Source organism: Candidatus Brocadia sinica JPN1 (assembly GCF_000949635.1).
In the GTDB taxonomy this organism is placed as follows: Bacteria; Planctomycetota; Brocadiia; order Brocadiales; family Brocadiaceae; genus Brocadia; species Brocadia sinica.
Window position 1 is genome coordinate 333158 of record NZ_BAFN01000001.1, and the last position, 19451, is coordinate 352608.

General features: G+C 43.0%; 21 protein-coding genes, 1 pseudogene and 1 CRISPR repeat array (1 of these 23 cut by a window edge). Of the genes and pseudogenes, 14 read left to right on the top strand and 8 right to left on the bottom strand.

Going from position 1 to position 19451, the window contains the following annotated elements; translation table 11 throughout:
- Nucleotides 1–28 precede the first annotated feature (28 nt).
- The 9 genes from BROSI_RS01500 to BROSI_RS01540 all read left to right on the top strand — a co-directional run bounded on the left by BROSI_RS01500 (nt 29) and on the right by BROSI_RS01540 (nt 8496).
- Nucleotides 29–388 carry a response regulator gene (locus tag BROSI_RS01500; RefSeq protein ID WP_052565575.1) on the top strand — a complete coding sequence of 120 codons (360 nt, stop codon included), beginning with the start codon at nt 29–31 and terminating at the stop codon, nt 386–388.
- Nucleotides 389–421: 33 nt separating this feature from the next.
- A complete protein-coding gene (locus BROSI_RS20325) occupies nt 422–853 on the top strand; it encodes a YHS domain-containing protein (RefSeq protein WP_052561707.1) in 432 nt (143 codons plus the stop codon).
- A 14-nt stretch (nt 854–867) separates the two neighbouring features.
- Complete coding sequence (locus tag BROSI_RS01510; protein ID WP_157842311.1) at nt 868–1494, top strand: hypothetical protein; 627 nt, start codon at nt 868–870, stop codon at nt 1492–1494.
- A gap of 60 nt (nt 1495–1554) precedes the next feature.
- The gene (locus BROSI_RS20155; protein ID WP_162183212.1) at nt 1555–1698 is read left to right on the top strand and encodes a hypothetical protein; all 144 of its coding nucleotides are present in this window, start codon (nt 1555–1557) and stop codon (nt 1696–1698) included.
- 243 nt (nt 1699–1941) lie between these two features.
- Entirely contained in the window at nt 1942–2307 is a 366-nt protein-coding gene (locus tag BROSI_RS01520) for a YHS domain-containing protein (RefSeq protein WP_052561714.1), read from the top strand.
- A 262-nt stretch (nt 2308–2569) separates the two neighbouring features.
- Nucleotides 2570–3925: a trypsin-like peptidase domain-containing protein gene (locus BROSI_RS01525; protein ID WP_052561716.1), complete on the top strand. Its 1356-nt coding sequence runs from the start codon at nt 2570–2572 to the stop codon at nt 3923–3925.
- 104 nt (nt 3926–4029) lie between these two features.
- Nucleotides 4030–4971, top strand: coding sequence for a radical SAM/SPASM domain-containing protein (locus tag BROSI_RS01530; RefSeq protein ID WP_052561718.1), 942 nt, complete (start codon nt 4030–4032; stop codon nt 4969–4971).
- A 101-nt stretch (nt 4972–5072) separates the two neighbouring features.
- On the top strand, nt 5073–7853 hold the full coding sequence (locus BROSI_RS01535; RefSeq protein WP_102046777.1) for a cation-translocating P-type ATPase: 2781 nt from the start codon (nt 5073–5075) through the stop codon (nt 7851–7853).
- 100 nt (nt 7854–7953) lie between these two features.
- Nucleotides 7954–8496 (top strand): hypothetical protein, encoded by a 543-nt coding sequence (locus BROSI_RS01540; protein ID WP_052561721.1) that lies wholly within the window; start codon nt 7954–7956, stop codon nt 8494–8496.
- Nucleotides 8497–8542: 46 nt separating this feature from the next.
- On the opposite strand, the gene BROSI_RS19595 is transcribed toward BROSI_RS01540, so the two are convergent.
- From BROSI_RS19595 to BROSI_RS01570, 6 genes are all read right to left on the bottom strand, one after another.
- Nucleotides 8543–9076 (bottom strand): hypothetical protein, encoded by a 534-nt coding sequence (locus tag BROSI_RS19595; protein ID WP_052561722.1) that lies wholly within the window; start codon nt 9074–9076, stop codon nt 8543–8545.
- Nucleotides 9077–9100: 24 nt separating this feature from the next.
- Nucleotides 9101–9301 carry a hypothetical protein gene (locus tag BROSI_RS19600; protein WP_052561724.1) on the bottom strand — a complete coding sequence of 67 codons (201 nt, stop codon included), beginning with the start codon at nt 9299–9301 and terminating at the stop codon, nt 9101–9103.
- Between the two features lie 31 nt (nt 9302–9332).
- Nucleotides 9333–10199 (bottom strand): PBECR3 domain-containing polyvalent protein, encoded by an 867-nt coding sequence (locus tag BROSI_RS19605; protein ID WP_157842312.1) that lies wholly within the window; start codon nt 10197–10199, stop codon nt 9333–9335.
- Nucleotides 10200–10248: 49 nt separating this feature from the next.
- Nucleotides 10249–10530, bottom strand: a complete 282-nt coding sequence (locus tag BROSI_RS01560) for a hypothetical protein (RefSeq protein WP_157842313.1) — start codon at nt 10528–10530, stop codon at nt 10249–10251.
- Between the two features lie 92 nt (nt 10531–10622).
- Nucleotides 10623–11063: a hypothetical protein gene (locus tag BROSI_RS01565; protein WP_052561730.1), complete on the bottom strand. Its 441-nt coding sequence runs from the start codon at nt 11061–11063 to the stop codon at nt 10623–10625.
- 223 nt (nt 11064–11286) lie between these two features.
- Nucleotides 11287–12594, bottom strand: a complete 1308-nt coding sequence (locus tag BROSI_RS01570) for a transposase (protein WP_052561732.1) — start codon at nt 12592–12594, stop codon at nt 11287–11289.
- Between the two features lie 300 nt (nt 12595–12894).
- Here BROSI_RS01570 and cas1 point away from each other — a divergent pair.
- The 4 genes and pseudogenes from cas1 to BROSI_RS19610 form a co-directional block, all read left to right on the top strand.
- A pseudogene (gene cas1, locus BROSI_RS01575) lies at nt 12895–13266 on the top strand (CRISPR-associated endonuclease Cas1); the annotation flags it as partial.
- 502 nt (nt 13267–13768) lie between these two features.
- Nucleotides 13769–14356: a transposase gene (locus BROSI_RS01580; RefSeq protein ID WP_052561736.1), complete on the top strand. Its 588-nt coding sequence runs from the start codon at nt 13769–13771 to the stop codon at nt 14354–14356.
- A 15-nt stretch (nt 14357–14371) separates the two neighbouring features.
- Nucleotides 14372–14806 (top strand): nucleoside deaminase, encoded by a 435-nt coding sequence (locus BROSI_RS01585; RefSeq protein ID WP_052561738.1) that lies wholly within the window; start codon nt 14372–14374, stop codon nt 14804–14806.
- 26 nt (nt 14807–14832) lie between these two features.
- On the top strand, nt 14833–14970 hold the full coding sequence (locus BROSI_RS19610; RefSeq protein ID WP_157842314.1) for a hypothetical protein: 138 nt from the start codon (nt 14833–14835) through the stop codon (nt 14968–14970).
- Nucleotides 14971–15290: 320 nt separating this feature from the next.
- Here BROSI_RS19610 and gndA read toward each other — a convergent pair whose 3' ends face one another.
- Both gndA and BROSI_RS01595 read right to left on the bottom strand, forming a co-directional pair.
- Complete coding sequence (gene gndA / locus BROSI_RS01590) at nt 15291–16709, bottom strand: NADP-dependent phosphogluconate dehydrogenase (RefSeq protein ID WP_052561740.1); 1419 nt, start codon at nt 16707–16709, stop codon at nt 15291–15293.
- A 394-nt stretch (nt 16710–17103) separates the two neighbouring features.
- Nucleotides 17104–17481, bottom strand: a complete 378-nt coding sequence (locus BROSI_RS01595; RefSeq protein ID WP_157842315.1) for a hypothetical protein — start codon at nt 17479–17481, stop codon at nt 17104–17106.
- A 176-nt stretch (nt 17482–17657) separates the two neighbouring features.
- Between BROSI_RS01595 and BROSI_RS19615 the strand changes: the two genes are divergently transcribed.
- Complete coding sequence (locus BROSI_RS19615; protein ID WP_157842316.1) at nt 17658–17879, top strand: DUF4405 domain-containing protein; 222 nt, start codon at nt 17658–17660, stop codon at nt 17877–17879.
- Between the two features lie 110 nt (nt 17880–17989).
- Nucleotides 17990–19451: direct repeats of the CRISPR family, unit length 29 nt; unit sequence GTTTCAATTCCTTATAGGTTCAATGAAAG; it runs 7279 nt beyond the window's last position.

Consider the following 19451-nt stretch of genomic DNA (forward strand, 5'->3'; position numbering starts at 1 on the left):
AAAATGTGAATTTTATGAAGACATAACAATGAAAACCATTCTTGTGGTAGACGATGATAAATATCATCTCTTACTTTATGAGCAAGAACTGTCGTTAGAAGGATATCGCATTATTACTGCGAAGGATGGCCTGGAAGCTATAAAGAGGGTAAAGGAACAGTTACCAGATCTGATTGTAATGGATATCAATATACCTAAAATGAACGGGATCGAAGCGATGGGGAAGATCTTAGGCGAACATAAAAGGATACCCATTATTATTCACACGGCTTATAGCAATTACATAGACAATTTTATGTCATGGGCAGCCGATGCTTATATTGTTAAGTCGTCGGATTTGAATGAATTGAAAAATAAGATAAAGGAATTGCTCGGTAAAATCGAATAGGATTATGTGATTAAAATAGAAAGGAGAGCCATCGTGAATGGTATTTTACGTATAGCAGTACTATTTACCTTTGTCGTTGGTTTAAGTAACACTTATGTGAGTAATGCCTTGTGGGCATGTGGTGGAGGACATGGCAGCCATGAATCAGGCGGGCATGCAGCCCAAGCAGGGTCAGAAACAAAAGGTGAAAAAGCTGCGGTTGTAAAAGATCCTGTGTGCGGTATGGAGGTAAACAACATCAAAAAGGCCCCCACGGAAAAATACAAAGGCAAGGTTTATTACTTCTGCTCCAAAAAATGTGAAAAGGCCTTTAAAAAGGGTCCAGCCCCTTATATCTGCGGATGTGCTACCATGATGAAGGGATGTGACTGTGGACATTGCGAAGGCAAAGAGGAAGCCTGTCCATGTCCATTAGAACAAGAGGAAGGTGAATCTCACGAACATACCGGTGTTGAAAAGCCATGAGACCAAACATAAACATGACAAGTATTCAATTCAATACAGTGCCCGTGCGTAACGAGTTTCTATTTACAATTGACTATTTTTATGAAAGGAGTGAAGGGTTGAATGCCAGGAAATTCTTGGGAATGTTTACTACTGCGATTATACCTATTGGATTAATGATATGGGGATGTAATTTTGTTTATGCCGAAGAAGAAACGCACAAGCATCGCGAAAAGGGTCTTTCGCCTGAACATAAAACGGTAGAACCTCCCCTATGTCCCGCCTGCAAAAACGTGCGTGTGCGTCCAATAAAGGGGAAGACACTTGCAACAATGCCCATGGTTTGTCTGGATTGCAAAAACGAGATAGGAGAGGTTGCAGTTCACCACTGCGATAAGTGCGGGAAAGATGTCATGGCATGTGTACTGTGTCAAAAGACCTCTGCCGAGTTAAAGGCAGCAGTCAGGGAAGCAGTGTGCCCTAAATGCAAAGAAGTGCGTGCAAGACCTGTCAAAGGAAAGACATTGGCAATGTGGGAAATGAAGTGCCCGGATTGCAAGCATAAGTCGCAGGAATGGCTTATTCAACATTGCGACACATGTGATGCAGACTTCATAGCCTGTCCAATTTGCAAAAGGGCAGAGGGGAAAACTAAAAAATAGTTTTGGTATTATCAAATGTAGAAGACGAAAGTTGATAAATTTAGATAGAAAGGAGATCGCATGAATCATATGTTGCGGAAAGCTTTGATACTTTTTATAGTTGTGGTTTTAAGCGGTATCTATATTGGTTGTTCCAGTGCCTCAAAACAAGGCTCTACATCTACCGCACCACAACACGGTCAGGGAGGTGGATGCGGGCATTAATACATATATCTTCCAATTTTTTAGGGAAAGATGTAAGATTATCGTAATTTAATTGTATATAAATTTTCATTTTATCCATGTGGTTTTTAGTAGGAGTAAAAAAAATCCCCCTTAGAAAAGGGGGATAAAGGGGGTTGTTAATAATCTGCATTTGAAGAAAAAACACAACCCCCTGTTTCCCCCTTTGGTAAGGGGGATTAACTCGATGAAAAGTTTTAAGAAATTTTTAGAAAGGAGTTTACTATGAGTAGCAATTTACGTAAAGCTTTGGTATTTACCTTTGTCGTTGGTTTAAGCAGCACTTATATGAGTAATGCCCTGTGGGCATGTGGAGGGGTATGTGGAGTCGGTGAACATAGCAGCCATGAATCCGGCGGGCATGCAGTTCAAACAAAGGCAGAAATAAAAGGGGAAAAGGCCGAGGCTGTAAAAGACCCGGTATGCGGTATGGACGTCAGCGATATCAAAAAAGCACCTTCCGAAGAGTACAAAGGGAAGGTTTACTACTTTTGCTCGGAACACTGCAAAAAGACCTTTAAAAAAGACCCGGCGTCCCATATATCCGCGGAATCATCACAGCAGGGTGAGGGTGAGGGACATAAGCATTAATATCAGTAGTTTTCAACAGATATAAAAAATCGAAATAGTTCACCGCAGAGGGCGCGGAGAACGCAGAGGAACAAATAAAAAGGAAAAATCCGCACAATTATTTCTGTTTATCCTCTAAAACCCTCTGCGAGCGTTCGTCTGAGCTCACGCCGAAGACTCACGACGAAGTCTCAGCGTTCTCTGCGGTGGGCTGAACTGTTACAAAAAATCTTTACCTTTGCAACACTTAACACGTCCCATTATAGTGACAGGAGAATAACCGTTGAAGGCCGTTTTTGTCCATTTATCAGGTAGCCACCGGGGAAATACAGAAATATTCGATACTAAAAAAATTTCCATTGGTACCGATGCCTTGAATGACCTTCGTTTTGATCCGGTAATAGATGGAAACACATCTCCATATCACGCCGAGATCCTCCTCAGTAAATATGATTATGTATTAAAAGACAAAGGAAGCGCGAAAGGGACGTTAGTAAATAAAAGGGTTGTCAGCGAGATTGTACTTAAGGATGGTGATTTAATAGAGTTTGGCGCTGGCGGTCCTAAGGTGCGGTTCCGAATTAAAGCAGACGAGGCTGAAATATATAAGCCACTGACGGAAATATTGGAAGATTCTTTAGGGATAGCCCGAACTTCACAAAGAGGAAGGCTTGTTACTGCAACTTCTTTTTTAAAACATCTTGTATGGGAGGCTTTTACTCAATCCTCACACACTTTTAAAATCTATCTTTTTACAATACTTTTTATCATCGTGGGCAGTCTGGCCTTATATTTCCACGGGCAATATATCAGATTGTTGAAAACGGCAGAAAAGGTAAGAATCTTCGAATTGGAGAGATCGGTTGCAGAAAATATCATCAAGAATTATGGTGGCGGGGTTTGTTTCATTCAGGGCTCATTTTATTTTTATGACGAGGAGACAGACGAGCCCATCATGGTGAGGGGTACGGAGGGACTGAAAGGGTTTAACGAATACACCGGCACGGGGTTTTTGGTCAGTGAGGATGGTTTGATACTCACCAATCGGCACATTGCAGAACCGTGGTGGGAAATGCAGTTGGTGCCATTTATTCATATCGAACCAACAATTAAACCCAGGTTTGAAGTATTCAGGGCATTTTTCCCGGGCATTAAAGAACCGTTTGATTTAAAGGTAGAAAAGATTTCCGATGAGGTAGATGTAGCTTTGCTGCGGATTGATTTACGTGGTGAGAGGATTCCTGTTCTCGAATTAGACGACACAGAGAAAGGTGCTGTAGTTGGTGAGCCTATGTTATTATTGGGTTATCCGGCTGGCGTGGGCGCCATCTTCGCAAAAACTGATCCTGAAATTGTTAAGCAAATCCTTAATCTGCCATTTATTCCACTCGTACAGGAACTGTCAGATTGGGGTTTGATAAGGCCACTTTCCACGCAGGGTCATTTAAGCGATATTCTGTTTAACAGGATCGTCTATGATGCTCAAACAGCCGCAGGTGGTAGCGGAGGTCCTATCTTTAATAAGAAAGGGAAGGTGATAGGTATTAACTACGGAATCTTTCCCGGGTTTCGCGGTTCCAATTTTGGTATTCCGATAAGTTATGGTACCGAACTAATAAACCAGGTTTTGCGTCGATAAAAAATAGTTTAATGCACACATCTTCCAATAGATTTAAATACAATCTTCGCATCTTCAGAAAGGCCTTTTTACCTTGGGCATTATCTTCACCAGGAAACCTTTGGATGGCCTGGAATTTATTTAGAAAGGTAAGGAAGAAATATAAATTTAATACCCAATTACAAGGTCATCTTGAATACCCTATCCCGCATTCCTTTGTATTAAGCCTTACCTCTGATTGTAATCTTACGTGTGATCATTGTTACGCAAGGGTATATAACGAGATAGAGGTTTTGCCCAGAAAAGTATTGGAAGTCATTTTAAAACAAGCTAGTTCTCTCGGCTGTTTCTTTTTTGTCCTTACCGGCGGAGAGCCTATGTTGTACCCGGACCTGTTAGATATTTTAAGCCATCACAGTGATAGCCTTTTTATCCTGATAACCAACGGAACCATGCTCACTGATGATGTTGTAAAAAAACTGTCCCGATTACCCCATATAATTCCTGTAGTCAGTCTTGAAGGTGGTTTAGAGGATACGGATAAAAGGCGTGGTGTGGGTACATACAATCGTGTTATAAGTGCCTTCGAAAGTCTCCAGAAAAACAAAATACTTTACGGGTTTTCTATTACAGTTACCTCGGATAATGTAGAACAACTTCAAAAAGAAGATGTATTTTGTGAAAAGTATCCCTATGGTGCCCGGCTAGGATGTTTTATAGAATACATACCGACTGGAAGGACACCCAATGTAAGGTTATGTTTGTCACCGGCACAAAGAAATTCATTCAGGCAATGGTTTTTAAAACTGAAAGAGAGGACGAATACCTATCTCATTCATTTCCCAGGGGATGAAGAGCTTATGGATAGTTGCAGAGAGGCTGGGAAGGGATTCGTTCATATTAACCCGGCAGGATACATCGAGTCGTGCGCATTATTACCCTCCAGCAAGTATAATGTAGCGGAGACTTCCCTTGAAGTATGTTTGAAAAACTCGTATTTAGATAGTCAGCAATGTTCCCATGCCTATGAGGCACTTGAGAATCATCCCTGCATGAGTCATAGATAGGATTGCGTTGCAGTATTTCTGACTGATAACCTCATGCTGCATAGCCACAACCAGAAAGAGTTACGCGGAATAGTCTCAAAAATGTTTTTAGGGATACCACCATGGCAGACAAAATGATTGATACATCCTGGCATACGATGTCAGTTGATGAGGTAATAAGGAGGCTCGATACCAATCCGGATACGGGGCTTAGCAATAGAGAGTCAGATAACCGGCTCAGGAAATATGGATACAATCAATTAGAAGAAAAAGAAGGTGTATCCCCCCTATTGCTCTTTTTGGAACAATTTAATAACTTTATTGTCTGGGTATTGATCGGAGCCGCCATAATCTCCGGTGTTTTAGAGGAGTGGGTCGATGCATTAGCCATTATTGCCATTGTTATCATTAATGCTATTATCGGGTTTATTCAGGAATACCGTGCCGAGAAATCCCTTGCAGCCTTACAAAAAATGTCTGCGCCTTTTTCGAGGGTAATGCGTGAAGGCGAACTACATTCGATCCCCTCACGGGAAATTGTACCAGGGGATATGGTACTGCTCGAGGCCGGGGATTATGTCCCTGCTGACGGTAGATTATGTTCTTCCTTTAGCCTGAATACCCAGGAAGCCTCTCTTACCGGGGAATCTACGCCGGTAAGCAAATCCATAGAACCGCTCCCAAATCCCTCATTACCCATTGGCGACAGAAAAAATATGGTATTCATGGGTACTTCGGTAACAAATGGTAAAGGAACGTGTGTTGTTGTAACCACCGGCATGCACACCGAGTTAGGGAAGATTGCGGGTCTTATCCAGGAAGCAGGAAAGGAAGAAACCCCCCTTCAGCGCAAACTCGAAGTCTTTGGAAAAAAGTTAGTCTATCTGTGTTTAGGGATTGTAACGCTCGTATTTCTTTTAGAGTTATGGCGGAAAGACCCGTTATTGGAGGCATTTCTCATATCAGTGAGCCTTGCCGTAGCTGCCATCCCGGAGGGCCTGCCGGCCATCGTGACAATCGCTCTGGCATTGGGGGTACAACGCATGGTGAAGCGACATGTATTAATTCGAAAACTACCGTCTGTAGAGACCCTGGGGTGTGCTACGGTCATTTGCTCGGACAAGACAGGTACCCTTACACAAAACGAGATGACCGTAAGGAAGATGTTTGTCAACGGAAAGACTGTTGACATCTCAGGAACGGGTTACGCCCCGGAAGGAAATTTCACGTTCAATAATATGCCTCTTTCAGAAATCGATAAGCGAATGGTAACGTGTGTTCTGGGCATAGGTGTATTATGTAACAATGCCCATCTGAAAAGAGATAATACTACGTGGAAGGTTATTGGAGACCCCACAGAAGGTGCTATTTTGAGTGCAGCGGCGAAAACAGGTATCTGGAAGGAAAGTTTACAGAAAAAATTTCCCCTTCTTTCCGAGATTCCCTTTGATTCTGACCGTAAAAAAATGTCCACTATCAGAAATACACCCCACGACACCATGCTCGTCTGTGAAAAAGGTGCGCCAGATGTCATCTTAAAAGATTGTACAAAGATTTTCATGGGAGGAGAAATAAGAGACCTGACAAAAGATGATGTTCAGGTTATCCTGGAAGAAAACAACAAGATGGCCGGTGCGGCCCTGCGCGTGCTTGGCATCGCATTCAAATTGCCCGACCGGGAAATTACCAACCCCACCCCCGCTGATGTGGAAAAGGACATGATCTTTGCGGGATTATTAGCCATGATTGACCCACCCAGACCCGAAGTCAAAGACGCCGTTGCGATCTGTCATAAGGCAGGCATAAAGACTGTTATGATCACAGGAGACCATAAGAATACGGCCAGGGCGATTGGGGAGGAACTGGGATTTCTCGGCAACAACGTAAAGGCTATCGATGGGGTGGAACTGGACTCACTCCCTGATGAAATTTTGGAAAAGGAGGTATCAAGGATAGCCGTATATGCACGTGTTTCTGCCGAGCACAAGCTCAGGATAGTGAAGGCATGGAAGAAACAGGGCGAGGTTGTAGCCATGACCGGTGACGGTGTAAACGATGCACCTGCCGTAAAGGAAGCAAGTATCGGTGTATCGATGGGTATAACGGGTACGGATGTCACAAAAGAGGCCTCTGATATGATTATAACAGATGACAATTTTGCTTCCATCGAAGCCGCTGTCGAAGAAGGAAGGGGAATTTATGATAATATAAAGAAATCAATCCACTACCTGCTTTCATGTAATGCAGGAGAGATTTTTACGATGCTATTTGCCTCGATATTCAATCTTCCTTTACCTTTATTCCCTATACAGATATTATGGATTAATATCGCAACGGACGGATTACCGGCATTGGCCCTAGGTGTCGACTCAGTAGACCCTGATATCATGAAAAGGCCGGCAAGAAGGTCTGCTGAACAAATTATAGATAGAAATCTTGGCATACTGATACTATTCCAGGGTTTTATCATTGCCACCGGTACCTTATTGGCTTATTTATATATTTTGTATTACACAAGTAGCGCGAAACCTGGTTATCTATATTATTGGTTTACTAACGAAATGATACCGTGTGCGTTCGGCGGTGAGCTACTTGGTGACAAAGAACGGGCAAGGACGGTTGCTTTCTGTGTAATGGTCATCTCCCAATTATTTCACTCTTTGAACTGCAGAAATGCAAAGCTTTCATTATTTAAAATCGGTATTTTTACCAATAAAAAACTTCTGTTGGCAATTGGACTTTCATTGACCATGCAGGTCGCCATCGTTTATATTCCTTTCTTTGAAGATATCTTTAAGGTAACACCATTAGGATTAAAGGACTGGATTATAGTCTTTGGATTTTCTTCTCTTATTTTTGTCATCATGGAGCTAGTTAAATGTTTTAAAAGGGAAAGGTCATAAAAATATTCTTAAATTTCAAATAGCTTTAGAATAGTATAGCTTTCAAACAATCTTGTTGTTCTTACATTTAAATTTTTCGTAACGAAAGGAGAATTGGAGTATGTTGAATAAGAAATTTGTGGGAATAGTTTCTTTTGCGGTTATATCTGTTAGTGTAATGATACTTGGAGGAAATTTTGTTTATGCAGAGGAAGAAACACACAAACATAGTGAAAAGGCTCTTGCACCCGAACATAAAACTGTTGAACCGCCCATGTGTCCCACGTGCAAACAAGTACGTTTAAGTCCAGTGAAGGGAAAGACACTCGCTGCAATGCCCATGGTTTGTCCAGATTGCAAGAACGAGATAGGAGAGGTTGCAGTTCATCATTGTGATAAGTGCGGCAAAGACGTCTTGGCATGCGTAATTTGTCGGAGCACTTCAGCCGAGTTAAAAGCAGCAACTATGGAAGGGAAATGCCCCAAATGCAAAGAAGTACGTGTAAGACCTATCAAGGGGAAGACATTGGCAAAGTGGGAGATGCAGTGCCCCGATTGTAAAAAAACATCAAAAGAATGGCTCGTTGAACATTGTGATAAATGTGGTGTTGATTTCTTAGTTTGCCCAATTTGCAAAAAGGAACAGGAGAAACTAACAAAATAGGTTTAAATATTTTCTAAAATTAGCTTTTTAAAAAGGAGATGTCAGTTCACGGGAGATCAGCCTGTTTTTCCATCAAGATTTTTATCTTTACGAGAACAATGTTACCGATACAGCGCTCTATGAACCCCGATTGCAAGCGATTCTTCATTACAAAGATTATCGCTACTTCCTGATTAATGCCCGGAACGGTGCTGAAGCCGGGGTAGAAGAGTGGGCCGTTGGAATCAAGGAATACAAAGGAGCGGAGGGTACATGGCGGGACGCGGAAGACGGACATCTCGGCATGAACCCGATTGCTCAGGGCTCGGTAGACTCTACCATCGCTATCAGGATGGTGTTGCCTGCCAATGACAGGACTACCTGCTATTACTGGATCGCGGCCGGGACGAAATACAGAGAGGTAAAAGTCCTCAATGCCATCGCTCTGGAGAAAACGCCGGCTGAGCTGATCGACCGCACAAATAATTACTGGCGGTTGTGGGTAACCAAAAGCCTTCCAGATTTTGCTGATCTGCCGCATAAGGTGGTCGAACTCTACCAACGCAGCCTCTTGATTCTCCGCACGCTGACCGATAATCACGGTGGCATCATCGCCGCCAATGACTCAGACCTCTTGCAATTTGGACGCGATACCTACAGCTACATCTGGCCTCGTGACGCGGCACGCGGGGTGTATGCCCTCATTCGGGCGGGATACATAGACATGCCGCGCAATTTCTTCCGTTTTTGTGCCGATGTCATAACCGACGAAGGCTATCTCCTGCATAAATACAACCCGGATGGAAGTCTGGGCAGTTCCTGGCATCCGTGGTACGCCCGTGAGCAGATGGAGATACCTATTCAGGAGGATTCAACGCTTCGTATTTATCAGGGACGCCGCCTTCGATCTTCAGGAGTTTGGATATGCGTTCGATCTGTGATTCCGCCTCGACAAGTTCCTGCTTATACTTTTCTGCGTTCTGTTTATAGACAGCCTCTTTGATTTTGGCAGTGACCAGCAGAGACGCAAGGCCTTGCGTCTCTTTGTTCTGTATACCCAGCCCCTCCACGGCGCTTTTGTGGAATTGTTTAACGGTGTCGTCCGACCAGTTATTTTGCCGTGCCACGCCGTCAATCTCTAAGGCGTCTTCAATGGACAGCTTGCCGGTGTCGACGAGGCCATTCAGGGAGGGCATGAGTTGGATGTCGGGCGGTTCGACCTGGCTCACCACAGGCTTGACAGATTCAGAGGACGGTTGTATAATATTTTTAGAAGGGTTACGGAGCGTCTCGGACGTGTCAGAAGAGGTCTCCCCCAAGGGCCCAGCGGGAAGCATATCATTCGTCGCGACTCTTTTTTTATACATTGTGGTTGGTACTAATTTACCCTTTCCCGTTCTCATTTCCTCGTAAACATAGATTGTTTCATTTACCTTTTTCTGATACGCAATCGTTTCCACGTCCTTTTCGGTTTCGCCTTTACCAATAGTATCTGCCGTATCAATAATCCATGGTATTAATTCGATATCCTCTTTGGTAATCGCTATCTGTTGTTTTGCCTCTTCTGTTTTAGGATCGCCATGTCTTTTAAAAATATGCCTGATGGCGTAGTTGTCGATTACACGTTTATATCCATCAACATCTAGCCCAGTTGCCTTTTTAATCCGATCTGCTTCAATGTGATCTATCACCCCATAATCTACCGCACGTTTTTTGTTCGACAACTTACTTACTGCGTAATCATACAACTCTGCAATCTGCTTCCTTATACCTTCATAGTTCCTTTGTCCCAGGATTTCCTTGCGGCCTGACTGGCTTGCTTCCTGGGTTGCTTGTGCTTCTTTTGCCTGTTGTGTTATGCCTCTGGTAAATGGATGAATAATGCCGGGATGTTTTGCCCGATCGATATTCCTGCCCCAAGTATGTTTTCTTTGAACGAGCCAGGCGGGATTCCTTCATGTAGTCTTTCGAGCTCGATGCCTGATCCCTGGAAGACGTCTTTGCCGTACTGCTTGATTGTTTCCGACCCTGCGATGTCTCCAACGATCTGTGCAAGACCTCCAATCGACTGTGTGGCTGCGAAGGCGGTAGCTGACGGGATCTTCCTAAATACGTCAAAGATACTATCTGTGGGATCGATTCCGGATTTACGATTTCAGATTTGGGATTTCGGATTTTCTATATCCGCATTCCGCCATCCACATTTTGTGCCTGATAATCCTTCCTGATCTTCTCGGCAGCGTCCAGCGGTTCCATTTTTTATCAATGATATAAGAATGGAATACCCGGAGCCATGTCGCCTTTTCTTCCTCTTCCAATACCCCGCCGAATTGCTGTTTGAAATCGATGTCGAAGAGTTCACGGGCGGCCTTGTAGTTGGGGCGGTTCGTGATCTCCTGGTTGCGCTGGAGTTCTTCGATGGCCTTGTTCTTATCGGCAAGGGATATCCCATCGGCGGATATGACGTCTTCCTGCGTAAGGCTATAGGGGTCGGAGTTGATACGATACAGGAGTTTGTTATAAATATCCGGGTCGCAGACCTGCGCTCTACTGGCAGCCCTGACCTTCGCAATTCGAGGGGTAGGCAAACCGCTAAGCCAGCAAATTCAAGGGATCATATAAAAACAGGTTGTCCGAGAATGTGGTCAATAAATAAGAAGAAAAGACACAGTAAATTGCGTGTAAATTAAATGCGATCTATAAACAAACCAGGAAAAGGTTAAAATTTTTCCATTCAAAGCATACTTTTGTATATTCGTATGAAAAAGTACACGAAACTGCCCAATGAGAGATTGTTTTCCTTACATCATCTTATACCGTTGCGGGTTTTATTCCCAGTTTCAGCATCTTTTTTAAATTCCAACCAATACACATCAGGTTAAACTCTGCGCGTACTTTTTCCAGACCGCGTAAGAGAAAGTTTCGATATCCTACATTAAATTTCAAATGCCCAAAGATTGGTTCAATGATATATTGACGCATAAAATATTTTCGTTTCCCATGATCAGACACCAGCTTCTCTCTCATCTTTTGTAAAACCGGACATACATAATTATCACTTGCCGAATCATATTTAAAATTACTGTAGTGATACCGGTTCTCCTCTTTTTCGTATTCTCCTGACTTGTATTGCTGAAAATTACTGTCAGGTACATATCCATCTATTTCTCTTTGCTCTAAATACTCATAATTTGCATAGCTCCCGTATCCACAATCTGCCGCTACTTCTTTAACTTTTTCCTGCGTGTTTAACTCTGTCTGCTCTATCACCGGTTTCAACTGGTTCCGGTCATTCGCCTCTGTTACTGCTTCCCCTGCTACGATAATCCCTGATTCGGTTACTGCTGCCTGACAATTGTATCCAGGACGAATGTCTTTGCTCCCTCCTGATTTCATGTGATTGGCGTCCGTGTCGGTGAGATTGATCTTCTCCCGGTTCTCTTCCTTCATAATCTCTAGTGCCTCTTCGATCTTACTCTTCAGGTGGGTGCGGTCTGAAAGCCTCTTTTGCAATACCTCTTGCCCTGGATCTATTTTGCAGCGGTCGTCTTCCTGATTGTCAATGTTCTCCGCCTCCTTCAATATGCTGGCTATCTCTCCGGTTATTTCTGACAACCATTTCTCAAACCCTGCTTTATCTTTTGTCCGCTTTGCTGAGGCATTGCCTTTTATCTTTGTTCCATCCAGGTATATCTTCCCTATCTGGGTATAGCCTAATGTACTGAATATCCTTACGATATCAACAAAATACCTCTCTATCTCTTTGAGATTATTCTTCCGAAAATCACTGATCGTTCGATGATCCGGTGTATAGCTCTGCATCAGATAGATAAATATATGGCCACTCAGACACCTCTCTGCCAACTTCCTGCTACTGCGTACCCCGGTTGCATACCCGTAAAAAAGCACACTCAAGAGCAACTTCGGATGATACGTTCGCTGACCCAAAAAAGAATATTTGGCCTCTATTGCTTCAGTATCTAATGAAAATACGACCTCTTTCACTAATCGGCACAGATGGTCTTTCGGTAGTACCGTTTCTATGTAGTCCAAAAACGATTCCGGAGTAAATCCTATCAGGGGTCTCTGAAATTCATGGAAGGGCTTAAATTTAGCCATGTGAGTGATTCTCCTCTGTTTTATATTCTCTGGTAAGGTAATTATCGCAATGGATGGATTGTTCGGTAATATGGGTGACTCAAAGAAAAGTTTTAACTGCTTGGCGTGGTTTTGCTGTGTAGATTTCATTTAGTTTTATTATATCATTGAACTTCATAATCGCAACCGATTTACCCTCTTTTCCTGGCTAAATACTAAGAAAAAAAGGACGGCATTCTCGGACAGCCTGTCAAATTGTGACCGAACGGGGCTCTGGTTAATAGGGGCAATTGTTGCGGCTAAAGTGAACTATCATCGCTCCTCTATGGATTGGGTTTCGATCCATACCTTGCTTATTATCATAGTATTGACTATGGAAGGGCATCCCTTGCCTCTGACCTCATGGAAAAATTCCGGGCGCCGGTGGCCGACCGGCTGACCCTGAATCTCATGAATAACAGGGTTTTCGGACAAGAGGACTTTTACTCAAATCCCAATGAAGGAGTATATCTCAGGCGTGAGGCATTGAAGCGGTATTTCGTGGAATACGAAGGCATGCTCAATCGTGAGTTTATCCGGCAAGAAACCGAGGAAAATACCACATTCCAAAAGTGCTTTCGTCTTCAGACGGAAAGACTGGCTTCCTGTATTCAAAATACTATACCGTATATTCCATTTGAGCTTGGAATATAGCCCGGTTACAAAATTAACCACCCTTCTCCTTCGCGAGGCAATGTCATTGAATTAAGGGGAAGAAGTAATAAATATCGGTGAAAAGGCCGATAAAATATGGTAAAATCAGGCAAATTATACCATAGACCATAACTTTGTCATAGGAGAAAAAAGGTGAAGAAAATAGTAAGAAAAATAGTAAACATGAATGGATTTGGTATCGAGATCGCTTTTGCCAAAACCATGCCAAAGCAGTAATAGAAGCCATGAAAAACAAATTATGTTCTCTCGAATTCGTTGAACAGCACAAAAAAAGCAAAAACGACTTTATTCGTAACAGGAAACTGAATTTTACGAACCTTGTCTTATTTATTTTACAGCGAGGAAAAAGCTCATTATAAAGGGAATTAGATACGTTTTTTGCATTCGTGGAAAGGGGCAAGGAAATAACGGCGAATGCATTTTTACGCATGCACGTAAGAAATTATGTCCGGAGGTATTTGTATCACTGAACGATGTATTGGTGGAGAGTTTTTATCATACGGCACCTTGGACATCAAAAACAGGGATAAGGAGGATATTAGCAGTAGATGGAAGCCGTCTGGAGCTTCCGAATAACACGGAGGTGGTAGAGGCATTTGGGAGGGCAAACAAACAGCCGGATGCAAAACCGCTGGGGATAGTATCAGCGCTGTTTGATGTGGTCAATAAGGTGGTACTGGATAGTAGTATTAATCCTGCAAATGCCAGTGAGAATCATCTTGCGTTTTACCATTTAGGGAAGGTAAGGCATGGCGATCTGGTAATCCTTGACAGGGGTTATAAATGTTTATGGCTTATGCTGGGAATAGTGCAAAAGGGAGCAGATTATCTCATTCAGCTTCCCGTAAATGCGTTCAAAGGAGTAGAGCTTTTTAAGAAAACGGAGGGGAGAAAATACGAGTATCAAGAGAATAGAACCTCGGCATTATCTTTTGTAAAGGAAGGATTGATTGCTTTATTTACGGGAGTATCTTTGATCCAAGTTTTAACTCACCTGAAAGAAAAAATAATAAAAAACATTTTACCTATTAGAATAGCTTCTAAAATCTGCTTTTGTGATAATATTTGACCGGAGGGTAAATTCATGGACATCTTTATGAAGGCTGCAATCGATGAGGCAAAATCCGGACTGTGTGAGGGTGGAATTCCTATTGGCTCTGTTCTCGTGAAGGACGGAAAGATTATTGGAAGGGGGCATAATAAACGTGTGCAGGAAAACAATCCCATCATGCACGCTGAAATTAATTGTCTGTATAATGCCGGGAGGATTGGCAGATACCGTGAAACAGTCCTTTATTCCACCTTGATGCCCTGCTATCTTTGCGCCGGTGCAGTCGTTCAGTTTGGAATTAAGAAGGTGATTGTAGGAGAATCAAAGACCTTTGCCGGCGCAAAAGCATTTATGGAATCACATAGGGTAAAGATCGTTGATCTAAACCTCGATGAATGCAAGCAGTTAATGAAAGATTTTATCCAAAAGAATCCAGAGCTTTGGAACGAGGATATTGGAGAGCTATAGCCAGGTAAAAAGGAGATAATAAGAAAATGTATACAAATAAAACCAATGAGGACAGGTTTGAAGAACTTGAAAACAAGCTTACTGAAATTAGAAAACTATCATTAGGCACACTTCTCCTGGCAAAAGAACTATGGAAAGATAAACTAAAACAAAAATTGGTCTAAAATCCATCATTATTAATAAGCGTTCCCCTCTGGTGGGCTTACAGTTGGACAAATTTTGGCTGGGGAAATCAACCATTATCAGATTAACAATCCTTTGAATTACTTGATATGGTTGGATGTTTCGGTGAGTCCTCTCACCGAAACAAGAATTAATCCTCAGCGCCGAAACGAACCGAAAGTCATCGATAGTGGGCTTCGGCGTGAGGACACGCCGAAACATCAGAATAATAGTGGCCACTCACTTTTCATTTTGTCCAGCAAAATTGTCCAACAGTAACCTGGTAGAAGGATATAAGGGGGGATAATTGTTACCTCACAATTTATTTCACCTTCCAATTCGCGTGGAATACACCGGGCTGGTCAATCCTTTCAAAGGTGTGTGCCCCGAAATAGTCACGTTGGGCCTGGATAAGATTGGCCGGAAGACGTTCCGAACGGTATGCGTCAAAGTAGGCAAGCGAGGCGCTCATGGCAGGCACCGGGATTCCCAACTCAATAGCAGTTTTAACAGCAAAACGCCAGGCATCTTGCCGACTCTGGATAGCCTGTTTGAATTCATCATCCATCAGCAAATTTGGCAAGGTCGGATTGCGACGGTAGGCATGCATAATATCATCCAATAACCTGGCACGGATAATGCATCCGGCACGCCAAATACGGGCAATTTCAGGCAAATTCAGGCCATAGCCATACTCTGACGAGGCTTTTTTGAGCAGGGCCATACCCTGCGCATAGGAGCAGATTTTTGATGCATACAGTGCAGCCCTTACCGCATCGATGATTTTTTGCCGGTCACCGCTATAAGTATTCTTCGGACCAAAGAGTATTTTAGAGGCTGTCACTCGTTCTTCTTTCATTGAGGAAAGAATGCGTCCGTCTACCGCAGCTGTGATGGTGGGAATAGCAGCGCCAATATCGAGGGCGTTTTGACTTGTCCACTTGCCGGTGCCCTTCTGCCCGGCTTTATCCAGGACCAAATCAACCAGTGGTTTTCCGGTTTTATCATCCATTTTGCAAAAAATGTCGGCGGTAATTTCAATAAGAAAAGAGGAAAGTTCTCCTGCGTTCCAGTCACTAAAAATCTGGTGAAATTCCTTTGGTGAAGGATCAATGGCAGCTTTGAGCACTGCATAACTCTCGGAGATGAGCTGCATATCGCCGTACTCAATCCCATTATGTACCATCTTAACGTAATGACCAGCACCACCAGGACCAATGAATGTCACGCATGGTGCACCGTCTGACGGTGCTTTTGCAGCAATGGCCGTTACCAGCGGTTCGATAATGGTATATGCCTCTTTGGTGCCGCCCGGCATCAGGCTGGGACCATAACGGGCGCCTTCCTCCCCCCCGGAAACGCCCATGCCGATAAAGCGCAGATTTATTGATTCCAACTCTCTTGCCCGCCGCTCGGTGTCGGGAAAAAAGGAGTTGCCACCATCAATGATGATATCGCCCGCATCCAACAACGGTTTTAGCTGGTTGATAACGTCATCCACCGGCCCACCGGCCTTGACCATAATCTGAACGGTACGTGGACGCTCCAGGCTATCGACGAACTCTTCCTTCGTGTAAGTAGCGGTGATACTCTTGCCTCTTGCCTCACCCGCCATAAATTCATCGGTTTTTTCTGCTGTACGATTAAAAACCGAGACACGAAAACCATGGTCTGCGGCGTTCAAGACCAGGTTTTGCCCCATAACGGCCAGTCCAATGAGTCCAAATTGGTTTTTTGACATGACAGTCCCCTTTCTGCATTAAGCGATTAAAACGTTCCAGGTCTTCGACTACTGAAAATATCTATTTCCGCAGTGGCAGTCCACCCCCTCCACCCCCGCCAGCGGGGGACAGTTGTTTGTCCCCCTCACTGAGGGGGATTAAGGGGAAGGAAATTTTCGTTTGAAATTCCATTAGCGGTTCTATGATAGAGGATTACAATATATCATTATTATCATAAATCTCCTAAAAGTTATAAGCAAATTCATTTAAACATAAGGACGCTCTTTATTGCAATAACCAGTTTTGCGCTTTTAGCAAATTTTTATGTACCGTTGGCCCATAGTAAAGATGTGGAGAAAGAATCAAACATTGGTGAACGTTTCCACCACGATACTTCTTTGACATGGCTTAGCGTCATAAGAGATTTGTTTCGTGGTAGGTCAAAGAAGCCTCCGCAATATAAGAACTATCCTGATTCAAAGATAATAAAATTACCGAATCCGGTATATCAGGGAATATCCCTTGAGGAAGCCATTGTAAAGTGACGTTCGGTCCGCAATTATTCCGGCAAGCCACTTGCTTTGTCTCAGTTATCCAAGTTGCTATTTTCAGCACAGGGAATAACGGGCAAATTATATAACCAACCCCTCCGCACAACTCCCTCAGCAGGCGCCCTTTATCTCTTTGAGATTTGGCACGAAAATACCCCACACCCAGACCTTCTCCCACAAGGGGTGAGGGAACTTTCCCTTCCTTGATGGGAGGAATTAAGGGAGGGTGATATATTTTCATGCTCTTTTGTGAGTTATTATGGCTGGTGAATGTCCGCTCTGCAAAAACCACTTCCTGCGTTAGTTTTTATGAACCACAAAGGTACGAGGTACACAAAGTAGTCTCAATTTTTTCTTCGTACGCTTTGTGCCTTTGTGGTTTCAATCCATTTTGATTGCTATGCAGCCGTGCATGGAATGAAGCGAGAAGATATAAATTATATAATCAGTATCTTGCTCATATTCTCCATTTCCATCACAGGAATTGCGGGTTATGTGCAGTCACGACTTGAACTCCGTCGGTTTGTCCCACACCGCTATTTTGCATATGTCACGTTAATCCTTGCAGCCCTGCACGTCTTCCTGAACTGGGGTAAAGTATGGCGCTACCTGCGCCAAAGATTGAAAAGGAAGAAATGATTCAAACATTAATTCAAGAGATTACCGAAAAAGTCGATGACATGGGACTGAAATCCACGGAACCGGCCATTAGGCGCTAAACACCTAATATACCGATGAGGCATTATCAAGTTTCAATTCCTTATAGGTTCAATGAAAGGCGACGCTCGTGGAAGCCTTACCGGTGCCTGACTTGTTTCAATTCCTTATAGGTTCAATGAAAGGAGTTGTAAAGCTCTACTACTCTTAAACAGTCAGCAGGCGTTTCAATTCCTTATAGGTTCAATGAAAGTCTGTCACAAAATCCCAGCAAACCCGCATAAACACGTTTCAATTCCTTATAGGTTCAATGAAAGGAAGGTATTGGGGAATGCAGGGCGGAAGATGTGGGGTTTCAATTCCTTATAGGTTCAATGAAAGTACATGTCATTGAGAGATAACTATTTAAAATTGTGTTTCAATTCCTTATAGGTTCAATGAAAGTACATGTCATTGAGAGATAACTATTTAAAATTGTGTTTCAATTCCTTATAGGTTCAATGAAAGGCAACTTGGACATATTTCTCTTTCCGCAAATTCCCGTTTCAATTCCTTATAGGTTCAATGAAAGGTTGGGGTGTGACTGGATTCAGTGTCACCCTGCGTTGTTTCAATTCCTTATAGGTTCAATGAAAGGCGTCGCCGTCCAGATACATCCGCGTGCTACTGGAGTTTCAATTCCTTATAGGTTCAATGAAAGACTTTACGGAACTGAAGCAGAGTTCCGCGAAAGTCGTTTCAATTCCTTATAGGTTCAATGAAAGTCAGCATGGGCGTGTGATCCGTGTGGCGAAAACCATGTTTCAATTCCTTATAGGTTCAATGAAAGTACAAACACAGTTAATGTAGTCCGTGCAATTGGGTATGTTTCAATTCCTTATAGGTTCAATGAAAGAAAGCTCTTGCAAAACATACGCAGGATTTGAGAGACAGTTTCAATTCCTTATAGGTTCAATGAAAGAACTCGTTTTCATCTACCCCGAAATCTACGATTTCGTTTCAATTCCTTATAGGTTCAATGAAAGGAAACGTTAGTCGGAGACGTCCGACTCGCTCCGCCGTTTCAATTCCTTATAGGTTCAATGAAAGCACTAAATTTATACCCTCGCTTTTCGTTTCTTCGGAGTTTCAATTCCTTATAGGTTCAATGAAAGTGTTTATGAGTCTAAAAAAAATAGTCAGCCGTGGTCGTTTCAATTCCTTATAGGTTCAATGAAAGATGAAGGGTGTCTGGTGTAGCACTTGAGATATCCTGTTTCAATTCCTTATAGGTTCAATGAAAGCGTTGCCGTGCCGTAGCTTGCTGCAGTGGTCGTACGTTTCAATTCCTTATAGGTTCAATGAAAGGTTGAAAAAAAGTATGGAAGAGTTTGGCGATCTCTCGTTTCAATTCCTTATAGGTTCAATGAAAGCGGTAATGTGGTCAACATCCATTGATGCTGGTCTATGTTTCAATTCCTTATAGGTTCAATGAAAGAGATGCATACGTTCGAAATGAGAGATTGCTACATTGGTTTCAATTCCTTATAGGTTCAATGAAAGGCTTGGAGCATT